The sequence below is a fragment of the Klebsiella ornithinolytica NBRC 105727 = ATCC 31898 genome (assembly GCF_001598295.1).
Taxonomy (GTDB): Bacteria; Pseudomonadota; Gammaproteobacteria; order Enterobacterales; family Enterobacteriaceae; genus Klebsiella; species Klebsiella ornithinolytica.
Genome location: NZ_BCYR01000015.1, coordinates 1 through 21,461, shown reverse-complemented (window position 1 = coordinate 21,461; position 21,461 = coordinate 1). Strand labels below are relative to the sequence as shown.

General features: G+C 52.0%; 19 protein-coding genes. 7 read left to right on the top strand and 12 right to left on the bottom strand.

Annotation, left to right across the window (positions count from 1 at the left end; genetic code table 11):
• From yihX to typA, 5 genes are all read right to left on the bottom strand, one after another.
• Positions 1–591: a glucose-1-phosphatase gene (gene yihX / locus ROR01S_RS22125; RefSeq protein ID WP_004869287.1), complete on the bottom strand. Its 591-nt coding sequence runs from the start codon at positions 589–591 to the stop codon at positions 1–3.
• A gap of 166 nt (positions 592–757) precedes the next feature.
• A complete protein-coding gene (locus ROR01S_RS22120; protein ID WP_004869285.1) occupies positions 758–2,026 on the bottom strand; it encodes an MFS transporter in 1,269 nt (422 codons plus the stop codon).
• 103 nt (positions 2,027–2,129) lie between these two features.
• Positions 2,130–3,110: a sugar phosphate isomerase/epimerase family protein gene (locus ROR01S_RS22115; protein ID WP_064359884.1), complete on the bottom strand. Its 981-nt coding sequence runs from the start codon at positions 3,108–3,110 to the stop codon at positions 2,130–2,132.
• Positions 3,111–3,117: 7 nt separating this feature from the next.
• Complete coding sequence (locus ROR01S_RS22110; RefSeq protein WP_004869280.1) at positions 3,118–3,828, bottom strand: GntR family transcriptional regulator; 711 nt, start codon at positions 3,826–3,828, stop codon at positions 3,118–3,120.
• A 210-nt stretch (positions 3,829–4,038) separates the two neighbouring features.
• Positions 4,039–5,862 (bottom strand): ribosome-dependent GTPase TypA, encoded by a 1,824-nt coding sequence (gene typA, locus ROR01S_RS22105; protein WP_004869279.1) that lies wholly within the window; start codon positions 5,860–5,862, stop codon positions 4,039–4,041.
• Between the two features lie 378 nt (positions 5,863–6,240).
• On the opposite strand from typA, the gene glnA reads away from it, so the two are divergent.
• The 3 genes from glnA to glnG all read left to right on the top strand — a co-directional run bounded on the left by glnA (position 6,241) and on the right by glnG (position 10,305).
• The gene (gene glnA / locus ROR01S_RS22100) at positions 6,241–7,650 is read left to right on the top strand and encodes a glutamate--ammonia ligase (protein WP_004127100.1); all 1,410 of its coding nucleotides are present in this window, start codon (positions 6,241–6,243) and stop codon (positions 7,648–7,650) included.
• A gap of 187 nt (positions 7,651–7,837) precedes the next feature.
• On the top strand, positions 7,838–8,887 hold the full coding sequence (gene glnL, locus ROR01S_RS22095; protein ID WP_004869278.1) for a nitrogen regulation protein NR(II): 1,050 nt from the start codon (positions 7,838–7,840) through the stop codon (positions 8,885–8,887).
• An 8-nt stretch (positions 8,888–8,895) separates the two neighbouring features.
• Positions 8,896–10,305, top strand: a complete 1,410-nt coding sequence (gene glnG, locus ROR01S_RS22090) for a nitrogen regulation protein NR(I) (RefSeq protein WP_004869277.1) — start codon at positions 8,896–8,898, stop codon at positions 10,303–10,305.
• Between the two features lie 83 nt (positions 10,306–10,388).
• Here the strand turns inward: glnG and hemN are convergent, their stop codons facing one another.
• On the bottom strand, positions 10,389–11,762 hold the full coding sequence (gene hemN / locus ROR01S_RS22085) for an oxygen-independent coproporphyrinogen III oxidase (RefSeq protein WP_064359883.1): 1,374 nt from the start codon (positions 11,760–11,762) through the stop codon (positions 10,389–10,391).
• Positions 11,763–11,950: 188 nt separating this feature from the next.
• A complete protein-coding gene (yihI, locus tag ROR01S_RS22080; RefSeq protein WP_004869274.1) occupies positions 11,951–12,457 on the bottom strand; it encodes a Der GTPase-activating protein YihI in 507 nt (168 codons plus the stop codon).
• A gap of 587 nt (positions 12,458–13,044) precedes the next feature.
• Here yihI and yihA point away from each other — a divergent pair.
• Entirely contained in the window at positions 13,045–13,677 is a 633-nt protein-coding gene (yihA, locus tag ROR01S_RS22075) for a ribosome biogenesis GTP-binding protein YihA/YsxC (RefSeq protein WP_004869272.1), read from the top strand.
• A gap of 135 nt (positions 13,678–13,812) precedes the next feature.
• Here yihA and spfP read toward each other — a convergent pair whose 3' ends face one another.
• Positions 13,813–13,860 (bottom strand): small protein SpfP, encoded by a 48-nt coding sequence (spfP, locus tag ROR01S_RS27785; RefSeq protein WP_071892919.1) that lies wholly within the window; start codon positions 13,858–13,860, stop codon positions 13,813–13,815.
• Positions 13,861–14,025: 165 nt separating this feature from the next.
• Positions 14,026–16,812: a DNA polymerase I gene (gene polA / locus ROR01S_RS22070; RefSeq protein WP_004869269.1), complete on the bottom strand. Its 2,787-nt coding sequence runs from the start codon at positions 16,810–16,812 to the stop codon at positions 14,026–14,028.
• Between the two features lie 396 nt (positions 16,813–17,208).
• On the opposite strand from polA, the gene yihG reads away from it, so the two are divergent.
• A complete protein-coding gene (yihG, locus tag ROR01S_RS22065; protein WP_044351428.1) occupies positions 17,209–18,117 on the top strand; it encodes a 1-acylglycerol-3-phosphate O-acyltransferase, YihG family in 909 nt (302 codons plus the stop codon).
• 75 nt (positions 18,118–18,192) lie between these two features.
• Here the strand turns inward: yihG and dsbA are convergent, their stop codons facing one another.
• The 3 genes from dsbA to ROR01S_RS22050 all read right to left on the bottom strand — a co-directional run bounded on the left by dsbA (position 18,193) and on the right by ROR01S_RS22050 (position 20,175).
• Positions 18,193–18,816 (bottom strand): thiol:disulfide interchange protein DsbA, encoded by a 624-nt coding sequence (gene dsbA / locus ROR01S_RS22060; RefSeq protein WP_004869264.1) that lies wholly within the window; start codon positions 18,814–18,816, stop codon positions 18,193–18,195.
• A 27-nt stretch (positions 18,817–18,843) separates the two neighbouring features.
• Entirely contained in the window at positions 18,844–19,830 is a 987-nt protein-coding gene (locus tag ROR01S_RS22055) for a serine/threonine protein kinase (protein ID WP_064359882.1), read from the bottom strand.
• Positions 19,831–19,905: 75 nt separating this feature from the next.
• On the bottom strand, positions 19,906–20,175 hold the full coding sequence (locus ROR01S_RS22050) for a YihD family protein (RefSeq protein WP_004869260.1): 270 nt from the start codon (positions 20,173–20,175) through the stop codon (positions 19,906–19,908).
• Between the two features lie 71 nt (positions 20,176–20,246).
• Between ROR01S_RS22050 and mobA the strand changes: the two genes are divergently transcribed.
• Positions 20,247–20,828 (top strand): molybdenum cofactor guanylyltransferase MobA, encoded by a 582-nt coding sequence (gene mobA, locus ROR01S_RS22045; protein WP_015585454.1) that lies wholly within the window; start codon positions 20,247–20,249, stop codon positions 20,826–20,828.
• A complete protein-coding gene (gene mobB, locus ROR01S_RS22040; protein WP_015585455.1) occupies positions 20,825–21,340 on the top strand; it encodes a molybdopterin-guanine dinucleotide biosynthesis protein MobB in 516 nt (171 codons plus the stop codon). The genes mobA and mobB overlap by 4 nt, the downstream gene beginning before the upstream one ends.
• Positions 21,341–21,461 lie beyond the last annotated feature (121 nt).

Sequence of the window (21,461 nt, the reverse complement as noted above, 5' to 3'; positions counted from 1 at the left end):
TTATTTCGCAAAGTAGGCGGGAATGGTCTCCTTTCCGGTCACCAGAATACTGGTGATCCCCAACTGGTTAGCCCCCGCTATATTATCAGCGTTATCGTCAAAAAAGACCGTATCTTCAGCAGAAAAACCTTCAGACTGCAGAACACTTTGATAGATCCGCGCCTCGGGCTTACGCATTCCCATCTCCTGGGAAAGATAGATATGGTCGGCGGCGGCCCGCACCTGCGGATATTCATCCGGCCAGAAGGTGGTATGCAGGCGGTTGGTATTCGACAGGACAACCACGCGGTGTCCCTGCTCACGCAGTTTTTGCATAATCGCGGTCACTTCCGGGCGCAGAGAGACAAAAACGGCCTGCCAGCCGTGGGAAAACTGCTCATAGCTCAGCGGCATATTCATTTCATGGCACATCGCTTCGGCAAAGGCCTCATCGCTAATTTCGCCGCGTTCGTGCTGATGGAACGCCTCGCCCATGGTGAAATGCTGCTTGAGCGTCGCGAGTGGGATGCGGCTCAAATCGCTCCATGTCCCGAGCACCCGGTTGAAGTCGATGTCGACAATCACATTACCTAAATCAAAGATATAGAGCATTTTTGTCTCCTTGCGCGCCATGAAAGATTAACTGTAGCGGGAAAGGCGGTATTTGACTATGTATGGTTTTTAAACCGAGGTTCAGAACGATTTATGCCCGCCGGATAAAGCAAAGCCGCAGAAATCTGCGGCTTTGAGCGAACGAGGTGAGGGCAGATAACCGGCTCTAGGCCTCCGCGGTCTCTAAGACTCGTTTTCTTTGGTTAATACGCTTCACCAGCAATACTGAGGCGACGGCGCCGCAGAACGCAAAGCAGGCCATGATACCAAAGACAATTTTATACCCCAGAATGCCCGGGTTAAGATCCAGAATATAGCCGTAGAGGCTGAAACAGAACATGGCAGGGGCATAGCCGATAAAGCTACCGAGCGCCATGGCGGCACCGGTCTGGCTTTCCGCAATCTTTGCCTCGCCGATGGGGGCAAAGAAGACCGCACGCTGAGTAAAGACGATTGCCCCAAAGCCCAATGTGCAGGCCATTCCCAGATAAACCGGCATACTTTCATGCGGCAGCAGAATTAAGACCACCAGCGCAGCCGTACTGATACAAAAGGTGTAGAACAAATATTTACTCGGGGATTTCAGTATCTTATCCGAAATAATCCCGCCAACGGGGCCCCCGATCATCTTCAGGCAATACTGGTTAATAATGCCGTAAGCCCCCACCAGCGCGACAGGCAGCATATAAATATTTTTCAGGAACGGAATAAAGAATGTTAACCCGCAATAGACGGCATAGACAAAAAAGACGTTGAACGCAATCAGCCATATTGTCTTATCTTTCAGTACGGAGGACATACTGGTGTTTTTCTTTTCTTCCTGTGGGCTATCAACGGCTGCCGTTTTCACCTCATCATCATCCTGGTTCAGAACGAAGAAGATAATGACCCCAACGCTAATAACGATAATAGAATAAAACCAGATCCCTGCTTTAAACCCTAACAGGCCGCTGCCAAACCAGGCAAAGACCGCCAGCGCAGAAAAAGCGACAATGGTATCGACAATACCCCGTCCGGTTTCAAAGAAACCAAACAACCGCCCCTGCTGCTCGCTATTCCCCAGACGACTAACCGACTTTAATAATACCGGCCAGTTCATCATATCGCAGGTGACACCAAATAGTGCCCAGACAAAGAGAATCCCCCAGTATCCCGGCATGGTTGTCAGATAGATACCTAACAGCCCGGTGGCAATAAGCGAAAGGGACATGGTATATTTGCGCGGTAGTTTATCGGCAAAATAGATTGAAAGAAAGAAACCAATTGTCGTAACAAACGAGTTCACAGACATCGCATTGCCAATTTGACCATTGGTCAAATGAAAATACTCCTGCATCGGTATATAGAAAGCATCCTTTAGCGAGGGCAGTTTATAAATCGTACCGCCACACAGTGTCAATAAGCTAAAGAGTGCCCATTTCTTTTTTGTGAGCATATAATTCCTTAATGATTTTACAATCATTTAGTTTTTAAAGGAAAAAGAACCCTGACCACGCCTGCCGGGTGGCATATCAAAAAATAAAAATCAGAGATTAAAATTAAGAGTTAATAATGCGGCTGGCCTCACTTTTTATTTCCTGCAGCGTTGTTCTGACAAATGCCAACTGTTGAAGAGCATCCGCTTTTTCTTTCAATAACCGGGTTTCCAGCTGTGAGGCATCGGGTAACGGTGTTTCGCTCATTTCCCGCCACGGGATCCACGGGTTGTCGCCTTCATCGGCAAAGCGAAATGCCGGGGCATAGTAGTCCACCTCTTCTTCCAGGCCGTAGGCGACCACCTGGGGGTGCTCGTCGCCCAGGCAAATCAGTCTGGTGAGCAACGCCTTAAACGGCATATCTCCTTGGCCGGAGACGCAGGCCTGATGTCCGAGACCGTTATCCTGCGGCATAATTAACGCATCTTTTATATGAACCTGAGTAATAAACGGAGACATCGCCTCGAATGCATGCAGCGGGTGCTCGTTGGCATTAATCATGTTCGCAAAATCAAAAAGCAGAGAGAGCGAAGACATACCGCTTTGCTCTATTAATGCGGTCAGCTCGTGGCTTTTCAGATCTTCATGCTGCTCAAGAGTAAAAGTCAGCCCGCTATCCTGATAACGCGCCTTCAGATACTGGATATCAAGAGCGATTTTTGACAGAACCTCTTGTAAATGCCCCTCATAGCGAGGGTAAAATCTGACGGAGCTGGCGCCCGTTTTTAATGCGATATGCGTTGCATGGTCGATCGCGTGTTTATCTGAAGCGCTGGTTTCTATATGGACATCAAGCTGTAATCTCCGTGCCTTTTCTGAGAAAGCGGCCAGTTCAGCATCACTCATTTTACCTAAGGAGCGCGTTTCACCATCGAGAACATGAATTTTCACCCCGCGCAGATTATTTTCATGGGCGATATCTAATAAATTGCCGGGTAATATACGCTCAAGCCGCATATTAAAATGATATGCATAGGCATGAAGATAAAGAGGAATATTATCGACACGGGCGAGGATTTTTTCTGCATCATATTGAGTTAGCATAACGTACCTACAAGTTAATAAAGAGGTCAACCGCCTCAAACCGCCAATATTCAATATCTATCTGAATGATATTGCCATCACTGTCAGCCCGGTGTTTTTCAATAAGAATGGCCGGCATACCTGAAGATCCGCCAATGAATTTACTGATATCGCCAGACATTCTGACCGGTTTAAACACCAGTTTTTTAGTTACGACGTCCTTTTGATACTCATTTTTCCAGACCGAGGAGAAGGATTGGTTTTCAAGCTGTTCAATAAATCCCGGAGCGACATTCGGGTTAATAAAGGTTTCGTGATAAAACACTTTATGCCCTTCCAGCGCCCCCCAACCGGTGATGAGGTACAGCTCATCAGATGCCGCTGTCGCAAGAAGCGGTCGCGCGGCCTCGGGGTAATTTGCCGTGCGGCTTTTTTCAATAAATCCCCAGGAGGGTTCCCGACCTTGTTCAAGCGCGGCGCGCTGAAAGCTGGCGGAGAGCTCCGGGCTATAGTTAAAACGAGGCTGGGTGACGAACCAGCCCTTCCGATCTTTACGGAAGATTCTCGATTCAGCCTCCAGGCTCAGGAGCGCCTGCCGCAGGGTCATACGCTTTATACCCAGCAGTTCGCCTAATTCTCGTTCGGAGGGGAGTTTACCGCCGGGCGCGGTGAGCCCTTCCCTCAGCCAGTGATCTAATTTTTCTTTCGCATTTTCGACGGTAGACAGATTTGTTGTCATTGTTTAACCCAATTGGTTTAAACCAGTTCCTGAATCTTACTCCGACGTGCAAAAAAAAAACAATATCTCCGTTATTCTTTGGGGATAAATGTGACCGGCCTCTCTTCGGAAAGCGCGTAACTATCTGCTGACTGACGGGCGGCTATCGCGCCAGGGCAAAAAAAAACCCCGCCATCAAGGCGGGGTTCTGATATCGACAAGAAGCGGAAATTAATCTTCTTTCGCACCGCGCATTGCGCGTTTACGGTCGTTCTCGGTCAGATGACGTTTACGGATACGGACGGAAGTTGGAGTCACTTCTACCAGTTCGTCGTCATCGATGAACTCCAGAGCCTGCTCCAGGGTCATCTTAACTGGCGGAACCAGAACCGTTGCTTCGTCGGTACCGGAAGCACGCATGTTGGTCAGTTTCTTACCGGTCAGGCAGTTTACAGTCAGGTCGTTAGAACGACTGTGAATACCGATGATCTGGCCTTCGTAAACTTCAGCACCGTGACCCAGGAACAGCTTACCGCGGTCCTGCAGGCTGAACAGTGCAAACGCAACCGCTTTACCCTGACCGTTGGAGATCAGTACGCCGTTCTGACGCTGACCTACATCGCCCGCACGAACGTCGTCGTAGTGGCTGAAGGTGGAGTACAGCAGACCGGTACCGGAGGTCATGGTCATGAACTCAGAACGGAAGCCAATCAGGCCACGGCTTGGGATCACGTAGTCGAGACGTACGCGGCCTTTGCCATCTGGATTCATGTTTTTCAGGTCGCCTTTACGCTCACCCAGAGCCTGCATGACAGAACCCTGATGCTGCTCTTCAACGTCCAGCGTTACGTTCTCGAACGGCTCTTGTTTACGGCCGTCGATTTCGCGGAAGATAACTTTCGGACGGGAAACCGCCATTTCGAAACCTTCACGACGCATGTTTTCGATCAGAACTGACAGGTGCAGTTCACCACGACCGGAAACGCGGAATGCATCAGCATCCGGAGTTTCTTCAACGCGCAGCGCCACGTTATGCACCAGCTCTTTGTTCAGACGGTCAAGAATCTGACGAGAGGTAACGTACTTACCTTCTTTACCACAGAACGGAGAGGTGTTAACGCAGAAGAACATGGATACGGTTGGCTCATCGACTGACAGCGCCGGCAGCGCTTCAACATTCTGCGGATCGCAGATGGTGTCAGAGATGTTCAGTTCGCCCAGACCGGTGATCGCGATGATATCGCCCGCTTCAGCAATATCGCTGTCGATACGCTCCAGGCCCAGGTGGGTCAGAACTTTACCCACTTTACCGTTACGGGTTTTGCCTTCGCTATCAACGATAGTGACCTGCTGGTTTGGCTTCACTTTACCGCGTTTGATGCGGCCGATGCCAATGACGCCAACGTAGTTGTTGTAATCCAGCTGGGAGATTTGCATCTGCAGCGGACCGTCAAGGTCAACGTTCGGCGCCGGAACACGATCGACGATGGTCTGATACAGCGGAGTCATATCTTCAGCCATATCTTCGTGATCCAGACCCGCAATACCGTTCAGCGCAGAAGCGTAAACGATCGGGAAGTCCAGCTGTTCGTCGGTCGCGTCGAGGTTAACGAACAGGTCGAATACCTGATCGACAACCCAGTCAGGACGCGCGCCAGGACGGTCAACTTTGTTGATGACAACAATGGGCTTCAGGCCATGAGCAAATGCCTTCTTGGTTACGAAGCGCGTCTGCGGCATTGGGCCATCCATTGCGTCAACAACCAGCAGAACGGAATCAACCATGGACATTACACGCTCAACTTCACCACCGAAGTCGGCGTGCCCAGGGGTATCAACGATGTTGATACGGTAGTCATTCCATTTAATGGCGGTGTTTTTCGCGAGGATGGTAATCCCACGCTCTTTCTCCAAATCGTTGGAGTCCATCACTCGCTCTTGAGTTTCGGCACGCGCGTCGAACGTACCGGATTGCTGCAGCAGCTTATCAACCAGGGTAGTTTTACCATGGTCAACGTGCGCGATGATGGCGATATTACGCAAATTTTCGATCACAACTTTGCCTCAGGCATTAGAAATAGCGCGTTATTGTACACGGATTAATCGCAGTACAAAACAGGATCACAAACATCCTCCACAAACAAGTATTGCAGAGTTTCTTTGTGATCGCTTTCACGGAGCGTTAAAAGGGTTATTCAAGGTCAATTGCACCAAATTAGTGCCCAATGTTCACACAATTGCACTATATTGGTGCAATGCATTCATAATGGTGCAGCCCTTTTGCACGATGGAGTGCATGATAACGCCTTTTGGGGGCAATTTAAAAGTTGGCACAGATTTCGCTTTATCTTTTTTAAGGCAACAACGCCACATTAAGCAGTTAAAAAGTTTTCGTTACCACGACGACAATGACCAATCCGGGAGAGTTTAAGTATGTCCGCTGAACACGTTTTGACGATGCTGAACGAGCACGAAGTGAAGTTTGTCGATCTGCGCTTCACCGATACCAAAGGTAAAGAACAGCACGTCACAATTCCTTCTCATCAGGTAAATGCCGAATTCTTCGAAGAAGGCAAAATGTTTGATGGCTCCTCGATTGGTGGCTGGAAAGGTATTAACGAATCTGACATGGTTCTGATGCCGGATGCGACCACTGCGCTGATCGACCCGTTCTATGAAGAACCGACGCTGATCATCCGCTGTGATATCCTGGAACCAGGCACGCTGCAGGGCTACGACCGTGACCCGCGCTCCATCGCCAAACGCGCGGAAGAATACCTGCGCTCTACCGGTCTGGCGGACACCGTTCTGTTCGGGCCAGAACCAGAGTTCTTCCTGTTCGACGATATCCGTTTCGGTGCCTCTATTTCTGGCTCCCACGTTGCTATCGACGACATCGAAGGCGCATGGAACTCCTCCACCAAATACGAAGGTGGTAACAAAGGCCACCGCCCAGGCGTGAAAGGCGGTTACTTCCCGGTTCCGCCGGTTGACTCCTCTCAGGACATCCGTTCTACCATGTGTATGATCATGGAAGAGATGGGCCTGGTTGTTGAAGCTCACCACCACGAAGTGGCTACCGCGGGTCAGAACGAAATCGCGACCCGTTTCAACACCATGACCAAAAAAGCGGACGAAATTCAGATCTACAAATACGTTGTGCACAACGTTGCGCACCGTTTCGGTAAAACCGCGACCTTCATGCCGAAGCCAATGTTCGGTGACAACGGTTCCGGTATGCACTGCCACATGTCTCTGTCCAAGAACGGCGTTAACCTGTTCTCTGGCGACAAGTATGCAGGCCTGTCTGAACAAGCGCTGTACTACATCGGCGGCGTTATCAAGCACGCTAAAGCGATCAACGCCCTGGCAAACCCGACCACCAACTCGTACAAGCGTCTGGTCCCGGGTTACGAAGCACCGGTCATGCTGGCTTACTCTGCCCGTAACCGTTCCGCTTCCATCCGTATCCCGGTAGTCACCTCGCCGAAAGCACGCCGTATCGAAGTGCGCTTCCCGGACCCGGCGGCTAACCCGTACCTGTGCTTCGCAGCACTGCTGATGGCAGGCCTTGACGGTATCAAGAACAAAATCCATCCGGGCGAAGCGATGGACAAAAACCTGTACGACCTGCCGCCGGAAGAAGCGAAAGAGATCCCACAGGTTGCAGGCTCTCTGGAAGAAGCACTGAACGCGCTGGACGCTGACCGTGAGTTCCTGACCGCTGGCGGCGTGTTCACCAACGACGCTATCGATGCTTACATCGCCCTGCGTATTGAAGAAAACGACCGCGTACGTATGACTCCGCACCCGGTTGAATTCGAACTGTACTACAGCGTCTGATTTTGCTGTAAATCCCCGGTATTCCGTGTTGTGGCGTGGGGTACCGTGGATATTTTGTTGCCGTGGAAACTTTCAGCCCATCTCAGGATGGGCTTTTTTCTCCACCAACACTCTGATCTCATGCGCTTTTTACCTATAAAAAGCTATACTGCACTAAAATAGTGCACTCTTTTCAGGAGACTGTCAGATGGCAACAGGCACTCAGCCCGATGCTGGGCAGATCCTTAACTCTTTAATCAACAGTATCTTACTGGTCGATGACGACCTGGCGGTGCATTACGCGAACCCGGCCGCGCAGCAGCTGCTGGCGCAAAGTTCACGTAAGCTCTTTGGCACGCCGCTTCCGGAACTGTTGAGCTACTTTTCACTGAATATCGGCCTGATGCAGGAAAGCCTGCTGGCGGGCCAGGGCTTTACCGACAACGAAGTGACGCTGGTTATCGATGGCCGCTCGCATATCCTGTCTCTGACGGCACAGCGCCTGCCTGAAGGCTATATCCTGCTGGAGATGGCTCCGATGGATAACCAGCGACGCCTGAGCCAGGAGCAACTGCAGCACGCCCAGCAAATCGCGGCGCGGGATTTGGTTCGCGGGCTGGCCCATGAGATCAAGAACCCTTTAGGCGGCCTGAGAGGCGCTGCGCAATTGCTGAGTAAAGCGCTGCCTGACCCGGCATTGATGGAATACACCAACGTTATTATTGAACAGGCCGATCGCTTAAGAAATCTGGTCGACCGCCTGCTGGGGCCGCAGCATCCAGGGATGCACGTGACCGAAAGCATCCATAAGGTCGCCGAACGGGTTGTGAAGCTGGTCTCGATGGAACTGCCGGATAACGTCAAACTGGTCCGCGATTACGATCCGAGCCTGCCGGAACTTCCTCATGACCCGGACCAGATCGAACAGGTTCTGCTGAATGTCGTACGCAACGCGCTGCAGGCGCTGGGGCCAGAAGGTGGCGAGATCATCCTACGTACCCGAACCGCCTTTCAGCTGACGCTGCACGGCGTACGTTACCGCCTTACCGCGCGGATTGACGTTGAGGACAACGGCCCGGGAATTCCGTCCCACTTACAGGATACGCTGTTCTATCCCATGGTTAGCGGTCGCGAAGGCGGTACCGGTCTGGGGCTCTCCATTGCCCGCAGTCTTATCGATCAGCACTCCGGCAAAATTGAATTTACCAGTTGGCCAGGACATACCGAATTCTCGGTGTACCTGCCTATTCGGAAGTAGAGGTGTTTATGCAACGAGGGATAGCCTGGATCGTTGATGACGATAGCTCCATCCGTTGGGTGCTTGAACGCGCGCTCACCGGAGCAGGCTTAAGTTGTACAACGTTTGAAAGCGGCAACGAGGTGCTTGAGGCACTCACCACCAAAACCCCGGATGTACTGTTATCTGATATCCGGATGCCGGGAATGGATGGGTTGGCGTTACTGAAACAAATTAAACAGCGTCACCCAATGCTTCCGGTCATCATAATGACCGCGCATTCGGATCTGGACGCCGCGGTCAGCGCCTATCAGCAAGGTGCCTTTGACTATCTGCCCAAACCTTTTGATATTGATGAAGCGGTCGCTCTGGTCGATCGCGCTATCAGCCACTATCAGGAGCAGCAGCAGCCGCGCAATATCACGATAACCAGCCCGACGGCCGATATCATCGGCGAAGCGCCGGCGATGCAGGACGTCTTTCGCATCATCGGGCGCCTGTCGCGTTCATCAATCAGCGTATTGATCAACGGTGAATCCGGTACCGGTAAAGAGCTGGTTGCGCACGCCCTGCACCGTCATAGCCCGCGGGCAAAAGCGCCGTTTATCGCACTGAATATGGCTGCTATCCCAAAAGACCTGATCGAATCTGAGCTTTTCGGTCACGAAAAAGGGGCATTTACCGGCGCCAATACCGTGCGTCAGGGACGTTTTGAGCAGGCTGACGGCGGGACTTTGTTCCTCGATGAGATCGGCGATATGCCGCTCGATGTGCAGACGCGCCTGCTGCGCGTTCTGGCCGATGGCCAGTTCTATCGCGTTGGCGGCTATGCGCCGGTGAAGGTAGACGTGCGAATTATTGCGGCAACCCACCAGAACCTTGAGCAGCGTGTGCAGGAAGGAAAGTTCCGTGAGGATCTGTTCCACCGCCTGAACGTGATTCGCGTTCATCTCCCGCCGCTGCGCGAGCGCCGGGAAGATATTCCCCGCCTGGCGCGGCACTTCCTGCAAATTGCCGCCCGCGAACTGGGGGTCGAAGCCAAGCAGCTGCATCCGGAGACGGAAACCGCGCTCACCCGTTTAGCCTGGCCTGGTAACGTCCGCCAGCTGGAGAACACCTGCCGCTGGCTGACGGTGATGGCAGCAGGCCAGGAGGTTCTGACGCAGGATCTTCCCAGCGAACTGTTTGAAACCGCAATTCCCGATAGCCCGACGCATATGCAGCCGGACAGCTGGGCAACGTTACTGGGGCAGTGGGCCGACCGCGCTCTGCGTTCCGGTCATCAAAACCTGCTTTCTGAAGCGCAGCCGGAGATGGAGCGGACGCTGCTGACTACTGCCCTGCGTCATACGCAAGGGCATAAGCAGGAAGCCGCGCGACTGCTAGGATGGGGACGTAATACGCTAACGCGCAAGCTGAAAGAGTTAGGAATGGAGTAAATGTCATGCCCGGTGGCACTATGCTTACCGGGCCTACAGAATCCGTCGGCCGGGCAAACGAAGTGCCGCCCGGCATTGCAGAGTTAAATGACGCGGGAGAACTGCTGCATCCGCGCTTTCTGACGCAGATAGGCATCAAAGCACATGCAGATGTTGCGAATCAGCAGACGGCCTTTCGCCGTCACCTGAATGCTCTTGTCATCGACATCCACCAGCCCATCTTTTGCCAGCGGTGCCAGCAGCGCCAGATCGTCGGCAAAATAACGCTGGAAATCCAGTTCCCACCGCGTTTCTACCGCAGAGAAATCGAGATGGAACTGGCAAATCAGCGCCTTAATAACGTCACGACGAATACAGTCATCGCGGGTCAGCGCGATGCCGCGCCAGAGCGCATCTCCGGTTTCATCCACCTGTTGATAGTAAAGCTTCAGTTCTTTCTGGTTCTGCGCGTAGCAGTCGCCAATCATGCTGATCGCCGACACCCCCATCCCCAGCAGGTCGGTATCGCCCTGGGTGGTATAACCCTGGAAATTGCGGTGCAGGACGCCGTCGCGCTGAGCAATGGCCAGCTCGTCATCCGGACGGGCAAAGTGATCCATACCGATAAACTGATAGCCGGCGTCGGTGAGGGAGGCAATGGTCTCCTGCAGGATATCGAGCTTCTGTTCCGCCGAAGGCAGGTCGGCCTCTTTGATTTTACGCTGAGCGGCAAAGAGCGTCGGCAGATGCGCATAGTTGAATACGCTCAGACGATCGGGGTTGAGCTCGGCCACTTTTTGCAGCGTAAAGGCAAAACTCTCCGGCGTTTGTTTCGGCAGGCCGTAAATCAGATCGATATTCGTCGAGGTAAAACCAATCTCACGCGCGTGGTTGAGCAGGGCAAAGATAAACGCCTCATCCTGCTCGCGGTTAACCAGCCGCTGAACCTCTTTATTGAAGTCCTGCACGCCCATGCTCAGCCGGTTGAAGCCTTCCGATCGGAGATGATCCAGGACATCCAGTTCAATTTCGCGCGGATCGACTTCAATCGAGATCTCTGCATCGGCGTTAAAATTGAAATGGCTGCGCAGCAACTGCATTAAGCGGCTGATTTGCGCTTTATTCAGGTAGGTGGGGGTACCGCCGCCCCAGTGCAGCTGGTTCACCTGACGCCCGGCAAAGAGCGGCGCGCGATGAATAATTTCCTGCTCCAGCACATCCAGATACTGGTCGGCTTTATGCTGCTGGCGAGTCACAATCTTGTTGCAGCCGCAGAAATAGCAGAGCTTGTGACAAAACGGAATATGCACATACAGCGATAGCGGACGCTGCGGGTAGCGAGCTACCGCCTCGTCAAATTCTGCCGCACCAAACTCAGGTGAAAACTCCAGTGCGGTGGGGTATGAGGTATAACGCGGCCCCGAATAGTTATATTTCTGGATCAGGGCCAGATCCCAGTCGATTAACTGCACAGACATGCTCACTCCTTCCGATGGTGCCGTCGGCGGGTACGCCGCCCCGGCCCAACCGCACCTCGGGTGATGAGCCGGTTGCGCAGCCATTTCTGACGCCGCGACAACCGTCGTAGTTTAACGAATAACCACAGCAGATAACATACAACCAAAAGGGTTATAAGCAGGACCGGGAATCCGATTGAGTGCAAACGTTAGTTTCCACCCTTCAGCAGACGCATCATATCTTCCTGACGCTCTTCTTCTTCCTCATCCTCGTCATCATCGTAGGACAGGCCAAGCTGCTGCATCAGCTCATCAATACGATCGAGTTTGGCATCGACCCACGACTGCTCTTCAGCATTCAGGGTGCCCCCCTCTTCCAGACGTTCCAGCAGCGCGTCCAGGCGCTCATCGTTTTCCAGCAAATCCAGCTCAGCCTGTGGTGAAAGCATAGGTTTCTCGCTCTTCGGTTTGTGCTGCTTAGTAGCCGGGGTGCTTTCAGTCACGCCCAGCGGAATCGGTTTTTTACTCCCAATACGCGGATCTTGCTGCTGGCTCTGTTTTTTGCCGGATGACGCGGCATCACCGCCGGTTGCGCGACTTCCTGCCGCGTGACCACGATGTTTCTTCTGGCGTTTGCGATCGCGGGATTCCTGATTCATTTCTTCACGTGTCTTGCGATGCGTTTTGCCACGGGGTACGGATGTCGGTTTTTTCATATAGGTAATCTTCAGATTCGTTTTCTTCAGTATAGAATTGAGGCGGAATCTAGCAGAAAGCAAGCAAAGAAAAAAGGCGACAGATTACTCTGCCGCCTTTTTCCTCACTGATAACCCTTAGCGGGTTTCCACTTTCCCTGTTAGCTCACGACGCACCCTGTCTTTCCTTTAGCCAATAACAGTCCCTGTTATGTCCTTTTCCTTGTTAAAACGTCTCCAGACGTTGGTCATCCTGACATTAATCCCGGGTCTTCGCCCTCCTGGCGCTCCTGACAACTCATCCTGAGTCACTATCCTGTCGGCTTCCTTGCCTGTGCCCCTTACTTTACCGTTTTAATCCCATCCTACAACCAACCCTCAGAGTAAAAATAGCTATTTAAGATTGTTCTATAGTGTTAATTGTATGATTTTTAATGTTTTAACACGACCAACCCCCGTTGTTTCTCATCGATTGCCTCGACATTGAATGGACAATGTCTCACAAAGAGAGGGGTTTTTACTTACGACAGAGGATGCGGTAAAAACAGCCTTTTTCTGCTGTTCAGGTATAATCCCCGCCATAGCCTTATTTAACGGAGACGACAGTCTTGACTAACTGGAACTATCAACAGACGCATTTTGTCACCAGCGCACCCGATATCCGCCATCTTCCATCCGATACGGGTATCGAAGTTGCCTTTGCTGGTCGCTCAAATGCGGGGAAATCCAGCGCCCTGAATACGCTCACCAACCAGAAAAGCCTGGCGCGTACTTCTAAGACCCCTGGCCGCACCCAGCTAATCAACCTGTTTGAAGTCGCCGAAGGCAAACGCCTGGTCGACCTGCCGGGTTACGGCTACGCTCAGGTCCCGGAGGAGATGAAGATCAAATGGCAGCGCGCGCTGGGTGAATACCTGGAGAAACGTCTGTGCCTGAAAGGACTGGTGGTGCTGATGGATATCCGTCATCCGCTGAAAGACCTCGATCAGCAAATGATCGAATGGGCGGTAGAAAGCGATATCCAGGTTCTGGTTCTGCTCACCAAAGCCGATAAGCTGGCCAGCGGCGCACGTAAAGCGCAGGTGAATATGGTGCGTGAAGCGGTTCTTGCCTTTAACGGCGATGTGCAGGTTGAACCCTTCTCTTCGCTGAAAAAAACAGGCGTGGATAAGCTGCGTCAGAAGCTCGACAGCTGGTTTAATGAGATCCCTCCTCAGGAAGAGATCGCCGACGGAGAGTAATCGCCGTTGTTTTCCCGGATAGCGGCGCCTGACGCCTTATCCGGGCTGCATCATCAGCCCACCGCAGTCCGCCAAAATTTTCTTTCGCGCAATAAAAAACGCCCCGGTCATAAATGACCGGGGCGGCTAAAATATTCAGCCAAATCCGATTACGTGAAGTAAAAGGTCTGAAAGATAGAACATCTTACCTCTGTACCCTACGTCATTAACTCTACTCTTCTTTCGGTTACGGAGAAAGCACTTTTTGTAGTTTTTTTTCACTCTTTACATAGCAAATTCAAATGATCATCACAAAACGCTATAAGTTATGTTGCTTACTTACAGAAAATCACCTTATCCACTGAATACTTAGTGCGCTTGATCCCAGTTTTCTCCGCTTCCTACTTCCACCAGCAGCGGTACCGCCAGCGTGGTGCTGTTCTCCATCAGTTCGTGCACCTTTTTCGCCACGGCATCAAGGTCATCTTTGTGCACTTCAAAGACCAGTTCATCGTGCACCTGCATGATCATCCGCACCCGCGGCTTCTCGGTCAGCAGCCATTCATCAACGGCGATCATTGCGCGCTTGATAATGTCAGCCGCCGTCCCCTGCATCGGGGCGTTGATCGCCGCACGTTCGGCGCCGGCACGACGGGCGCCGTTGCTGGATTTGATGTCCGGAAGGTAAAGGCGACGGCCATCCAGCGTTTCGACATAGCCCTGCTCTTTTGCCTGTGCCCGGGTACGCTCCATGTAATCAAGGACGCCCGGATAGCGCTCAAAATAGAGGTCCATATATTTCTGCGCTTCTTTGCGCGGAATATTGAGCTGCCGTGCGAGGCCAAATGCGCTCATGCCATAAATCAGACCAAAGTTAATCGCCTTGGCACTGCGACGCTGCTCGCTGCTTACGCTCTCCAGCGGCAGGCCAAAGACCTCTGCCGCCGTTGCGCGGTGGATATCTTTACCTTCCGCAAACGCGGTCAGCAGCCCCTTGTCACGCGACAGATGCGCCATAATGCGCAACTCAATTTGCGAGTAGTCGGCAGAGACGATGAGGTAATCCGGCGGCGCGATAAATGCCTGACGAATACGACGCCCCTCTTCGTTACGCACCGGAATGTTCTGCAGGTTAGGATCGGTGGAGGAGAGACGCCCCGTCGCCGTTACCGCCTGGTGATAAGAGGTATGCACGCGGCCGGTTTTGGGGTTAATCATCAGCGGTAGCTTGTCGGTATATGTCGACTTCAGCTTCGCCAGTCCGCGATATTCGAGAATAACTTTCGGTAGCGGATAGTCCAGCGCCAGTTCTTCGAGCACTTCCTCGGAGGTTGAAGGCGCACCGCCCGGTGTTTTCTTCAGCGGTTTAATGCCTTGTTTTTCAAACAAAATAGTTTGAAGCTGTTTGGGTGAAGAGAGATTGAACTCTTCACCAGCGATCTCGTAGGCTTTCTGTTCCAGTTCGATCAGGCGCCTGGCGATCTCCTGCGAATGAGCGTGCAGTACAGCCGGATCAATGTTGACGCCGTTACGTTCCACGCGAGAGAGCACCGGTACCAGCGGCATCTCAATATGCTTAAAGATATTCAGCGGACCTTCATGCTGCTGCAGCTTCGGCCACATCTTCAGGTGCAGCTGCAGAGTGACGTCGGCATCTTCCGCCGCGTAGCGGCCAGCTTCTTCCAGCGCGATCTGGTTAAAGGTGAGCTGATTTTTACCTTTGCCTGCAATCTCTTCAAAGGTAATCGTTTTATGCTTCAGCCAGCGGTCGGCAAGGCTGTCCATATCATGGCGGCCCGCCACGCTATCAAGAATGTAGGATTCCAGCATGGTGTCAAAAGCGATGCCGCGTAGCTCAATATCATAGTTCGCCAGAATTCCACGGTCATATTTCAGGTTTTGCCCGACCTTCAGCAGATTCTCGTCTTCCAGCAGAGGTTTCAACAACGTCAGTACGCGTTCGCGGGAGATCTGATCCGGTGCATCGAGATAATCATGCGCAACCGGTACATAGGCTGCAACGCCGGGCTCAATGGCAAACGACAGGCCGACCATATTGGCGGAGATATTATCCAGGCTGTCCGTTTCGGTATCAAACGCAAACAGCGGCGCTTTTTTCAGCTTCTCGATCCATTCGATCAGCGTCTGCTCATCAAGAATAGTGACGTAGTTTTCCGCAGACAGTGTCGCTACCACCTCGGCTTCTTCTTCCGCTACTGCCGCCGCTTCAGCCGGTTTTGCAGCTGGCTTAACGCCTTTTGACTGCATCCATTTGCCGGATTCAACATCGGTGATCCAGCGCTTAAATTCATATTTTTTGAACAGAGCCAACAGATCATCCGCCGCCGGCGGCAGCACGTGCAGCTCTTCACAGCTCAGATCCAGCTCGACGTCGGTTTTAATCGTCGCCAGCTGATACGAGAGGTAGGCCACCTCTTTATTCTGCTCCAGTTTCGCCGCCATCGTTTTGGCGCCGCGGAAAGTCAAACCGGCAATTTTTTCTGGCTCAGCGTACAACGTATCCAGCCCACCCAGCCCCTGCAGCAGCGCCTGGGCCGTTTTCTCGCCCACGCCGGGTACGCCTGGAATGTTATCGGAGGAGTCGCCCATCAGCGCCAGGAAGTCAATAATCAGCTCTGGCGGAACGCCGTACTTCGTCACTACTTCTTCCGGGCCAAGAATGGTATTGGTCATGGTATTAATCAGGGTAATTCCCGGCGTGACCAGCTGCGCCATATCTTTATCACCGGTACTGATGAGCACCGGGCGGCCCGCTTTTTCTGCTTCGCGCGCCAGAGTTCCGATCACATCGTCCGCTTCGACGCCAGGCACAGCCATCAGCGGCAGCCCCATCGCTTTCACCATAGTATGCAGCGGTTCGATCTGCGCCCGCAGATCGTCCGGCATCGGCGGACGATGGGATTTGTAATGCTCAAACAGTTCGTCACGGAAAGTTTTCCCTTTGGCATCAAAAACCACAACGGCGTGCGTGGGTTGATACTGGAGGATCAGGCTTCGCAGCATATTCAGCACGCCATACATAGCGCCTGTCGGTTCTCCGGCGCTGTTAGTCAGCGGCGGGAAAGCGTGATACGCCCGGTAGAGGTAAGAGGAGCCGTCAACGAGGATAAGTGGGTTTTCTGGGATCTGAACCATAATTTCCGTGCCTGTTTATCAGATTATGGGTAAAGGATGCCACAGACAGGCCTGAAAACCTGAATTTTTCCCGCATTTCACCAAAAAGATTCGTTGATCCGGTCGATCGTGCGGCAGTAATATCTGTGGATAACTTTGTGCATAGTTTTATAAGGATAGCTGTCTGGTCTGAAATAAAATAACAAAAAACATAATTTAAGTTTATTTATCATAAAGTTAATGATTGATCCTTGCTTTTAATACCTTTCTAATGACTCAATGTTCCATGTGGATATAAGATCCGCCGTTTTTTCTGTTCTGGTAAGACCCGTCATTTGCTGCGTTTTCTGGTAAAATCAGCCTCTTGCACGGTTTAACTGCGCTCTTTATCAGCCTAACTTTCTGAATAAACTAACTATGTCGAGATTACTCGCTGCAATAACACTTCCGCTGAGTATCGCCCTTACCATCTTAGTCACCATTATCTGTTCCGTACCGATAATCATCGCCGGGCTGATTAAACTTCTTGTCCCCATCCCTGCGGTATGGCATGCGATTTCCCGTTTCTGCAATTTCATGATGTATTGCTGGTGCGAAGGGTTGGCACTGCTGCTCTATCTGAATCCCAGACTGACGTGGGACGTGCAAGGTCTTGAAGGGCTGAGCAAGAAAAACTGGTATCTGCTTATCAGCAATCATCACAGCTGGGCGGATATCGTGGTGCTCTGCGTGTTGTTTCGCAAGCATATCCCTATGAATAAGTACTTCCTTAAGCAACAGCTGGCGTGGGTACCTTTTATCGGGCTTGCCTGCTGGGCGCTGGATATGCCCTTTATGCGTCGCTACTCGCGAGGCTATTTAATTCGCCATCCTGAGCGTCGCGGTAAAGATGTTGAAACCACTCGCCGCTCCTGCGAGAAATTTCGCTCGCATCCGACGACCATCGTCAATTTTGTAGAAGGTTCGCGTTTTACCGAAGATAAGCAGCGGCAAACTCGTTCACCTTATCGCAATTTATTGCCACCGAAGGCCGCAGGTATCGCGATGGCGTTGAACGTGCTCGGTGCTCAGTTCGATAAGCTGTTGAACGTCACGCTTTGCTATCCGGAGAACAACCAGAGGCCATTTTACGATATGTTAAGCGGTCGACTGACGCGTATTGTTGTTCGCGTTAATCTCATTCCCGTGGCGGAAGATCTGCACGGCGACTACGTGAATGACAAAAACTTTAAGCGCCGTTTCCAGCGTTGGTTGAATGAACTGTGGGAAGAGAAAGACTGTCAGCTGACGGAAATCATGCGGACAAAAGGACGCGAAGAGCGTTGAACCTGATAACCATGCCACCTCCACAGGCGGTTTAAGAGAGATATGAAAAAAGCCGGTCAGTGACCGGCTTTTTTTTTACTTCTTCTCAACCAGCTGCTTAACGCTATCCGCATACTGGGCGACAAAGGCGTCCATATTGCTGGTATCCATTCCCTGCGGGTTCAGCTGATATTTGCCGTCGACGTACATTGCCGGTACGCCCTGCAGCTGGAAGTCAGCAGCCGCTTTTTCCTGCTGAGCAACCAGGGATTTCACGACAAAGCTATTCCATGCCGCATCGTAGTCTTCGCCTTTCACGCCAGCGTCAACGAAGACTTTACGAATATCCGCCACGGTCTGCACGGTCTGGGTCTTCTGTACCGCTTCAAACATCGGCACGGTGATCTTATCTTCAACGCCCAGCGCCATCGCGACGGCCCATGCCTGGGTTAAGTCTTTACCCAAAGGTCCGAGGAATTCAACGTGGTACTTGGTCATTTTGGCGCCTTCCGGCAGCTTTTTCTTCACGTTATCAGAAACGTGCAGCACTTCCTCAAACTGATAGCAGTGCGGGCAGTAGAACGAGAAGAACTCAAGAACCTGAGGCGCGCCGGCTACGGGCTTATCAAGGGTGATGTACTGCTTACCGTCGGTGATCTGGGCCGCAGAAGCACTAAAAGCCAGAATCATACCAGCCAGCGCCAGCCAAATTTTTTTCATGTTTACGTCTCTCCTGGAAATATCTGATTAATACATTGGCGTTAACTGAAGAGGGGGTTCTTGCAGAACCTTCACCTGCTCAAGAAAAGTTGCTGTCTGCCCCCGCCAGTAATCTTCCCCGGTAAGCCAGGGGAAATTAATAGGGAAAGCAGGATCGTCCCAGCGCCTGAGCAACCATGCCAGATAATAAACTAACCGCATGGCGCGTAAAGGTTCGATAAGGGCGATTTCGTCTGAATTGAACGGACTGAATTCTTCATAAGCTTCAACAATCATCTCCAGCTGCATTCGCTGCTCGGCTTTATCACCGTTCAGCAGCATCCACAGATCCTGGATGGCCGGACCGTTGCGGGCATCATCTAAATCAACAAAAAGCGGACCATCGCGCCAGAGAATATTACCGGCATGACAATCGCCGTGCAGACGCAGAATGTCCGCGTTGCCGTGCCATTGAGCGATAACGGCAGCAATCAGCTTATCTGCGGCGCGGAGGAAGTCCTTCTTCAGAGCTGAGGGGATCAGCGTTGAGTGTTCAAAAACGTCCCGCGGCGCGAACAAATACTCATTCACGCCTATCTCAGGGCGCGCGACAAAACGCGCTTTGCGCCCGGTCTGGTGCAAGCGCCCCAGATAACGGCCGACGGACTCCATTTGATCGAGGTTATCCGATTCAAACTGGCGCCCACCTAAGCTGGGGAACACGGCAAAATAGAAGCCCTGATGCTGATGAAGAGTACTGTCATTGAAAAATAATGGCGCAGCAACAGGAACATCCTCCTGCTTGAGCTGGAGGGTAAACTGGTGTTCCTCGAGGATCTGTTCGGCAGACCAACGTTCAGGACGATAGAACTTCACCACATAGCGATGGCGGTCTTCGTCCTGAAACTGGTAAACGCGGTTTTCATAGCTGTTAAGCGGAGTGAGCCCGGAGTCCACTCGCATCCCCAGATCGAATAGCCCATCGACGATGGTATCCGGGTTTAGCGTCTGAAAATTAAAAGCCTTATCGTGCATCCTGACATCCGATAATCTTAGGAATAGTTCAGGATATCATCTCATAACTCGTTCCGCGGCAGCACTTACAACCTTTTACTCTTTAATCACACCGCGAGCGCGCAATAAGGCCGTTTTGAAATCCTCTTCGTAATCTTTCTGAATACCAGGAATAACGGCTTCTTTTGCCGAATCACGCATTTTCAGATGATAAATCAGGATATCGTCGGAAAGATCGACCAGCTCGCCGTCGTAACCGGCCTCTTTTGCGAGTTTCTGCAAAAATTGCATCAGGTTCAGCTCCGGCTCTTTCTGCCAGGCTGGCTGGAGGAGTTCAATTACTTCATTCAGACGTTTACATTTCATGGTCATGCTCCTTACTCTTGATAGCGACAACTTAACAGGGTCAATCCCACAATGAAAGAGGCGATATTGATATGCAAGGCGAGGTCATAACCGGCGTTATATTAGCAGGCGGAAGGGCCACGCGGATGGGAGGTGCGGATAAGGGATTGCAGCTACTCGATGGTAAGCCATTATGGCGCCATGTTGCAGATGCGTTATCTCCTCAGGTGACCCACCTGGTTATCAGTGCCAACCGTAATCTGGAACGCTGGTATGAAAGCGGGTATCCGGTGTATTCCGACAGTCTCTCTGACTTCCCGGGGCCATTAGCCGGTATGCTATCCGTGATGCAGCAGACACAGAGCGAATGGTTCCTCTTCTGCCCCTGCGATACCCCCTTTATCCCCTCATTCCTGGCTGAGCGCTTTATACAGCAGAAACAGACCGCTCCCGTCGTCTGGGTTTACGACGGAGAACGCGATCATCCCGCTATTACCCTGATGCATCGATGTTTAATGCCCGATCTGGCGGCATATCTTGCCGCAGGCGAACGACGCGTGATGGCTTTTATGCGCAACAGCGGCGGACATCGCGTTGATTTCAGCGATGTCCGCCCGGCCTTTATTAACGTCAATACCCTTGATGACTTGCAGGGCATACAGGAGCAATCATGATCCCCGTTCTCGCCATTTCCGCCTGGAGTGGTACCGGTAAAACAACGCTGTTAAAAAAATTAATCCCCGCATTGTGTGCTGCTGGCCTGCGTCCGGGTTTGATCAAGCATACCCATCATAATATGGATGTCGATCTGCCGGGTAAGGACAGCTATGAATTGCGTAAAGCCGGGGCAGCTCAAACGATTGTCGCCAGTTCACAACGCTGGGCGCTAATGACTGAAACGCCGGATGAAGAAGAGGTGGATTTAGCCTGGCTGGTTAGCAGGATGGATGCATCAACGCTGGATTTGGTTCTGGTTGAAGGGTTTAAGCATGAGCCGGTAGCGAAGCTCCTGCTTTTTCGGCAACAGGGTGGGCATCGTGTCGAGGAGCTCGTCCTGGATGAGCATGTGATTGCGGTAGTCAGCGATACTCCATTAGAGACATCACTCCCGCAGTTAGATTTAAACGATATTCCGCAGATCGCGGCGTTTATTCTACGCTGGTTGGCAGAAGCGCAATGGCAGTGAGTATTTCAGCAATGGGCGTAATATAGCGCCCGTTCTGCGTTATTCCTGCGAGATTAGGCGTTGCGGATAAATAACGATAAAAACGCAAAAAGCCCATCCGTCAGGATGGGCTTTTTACTGA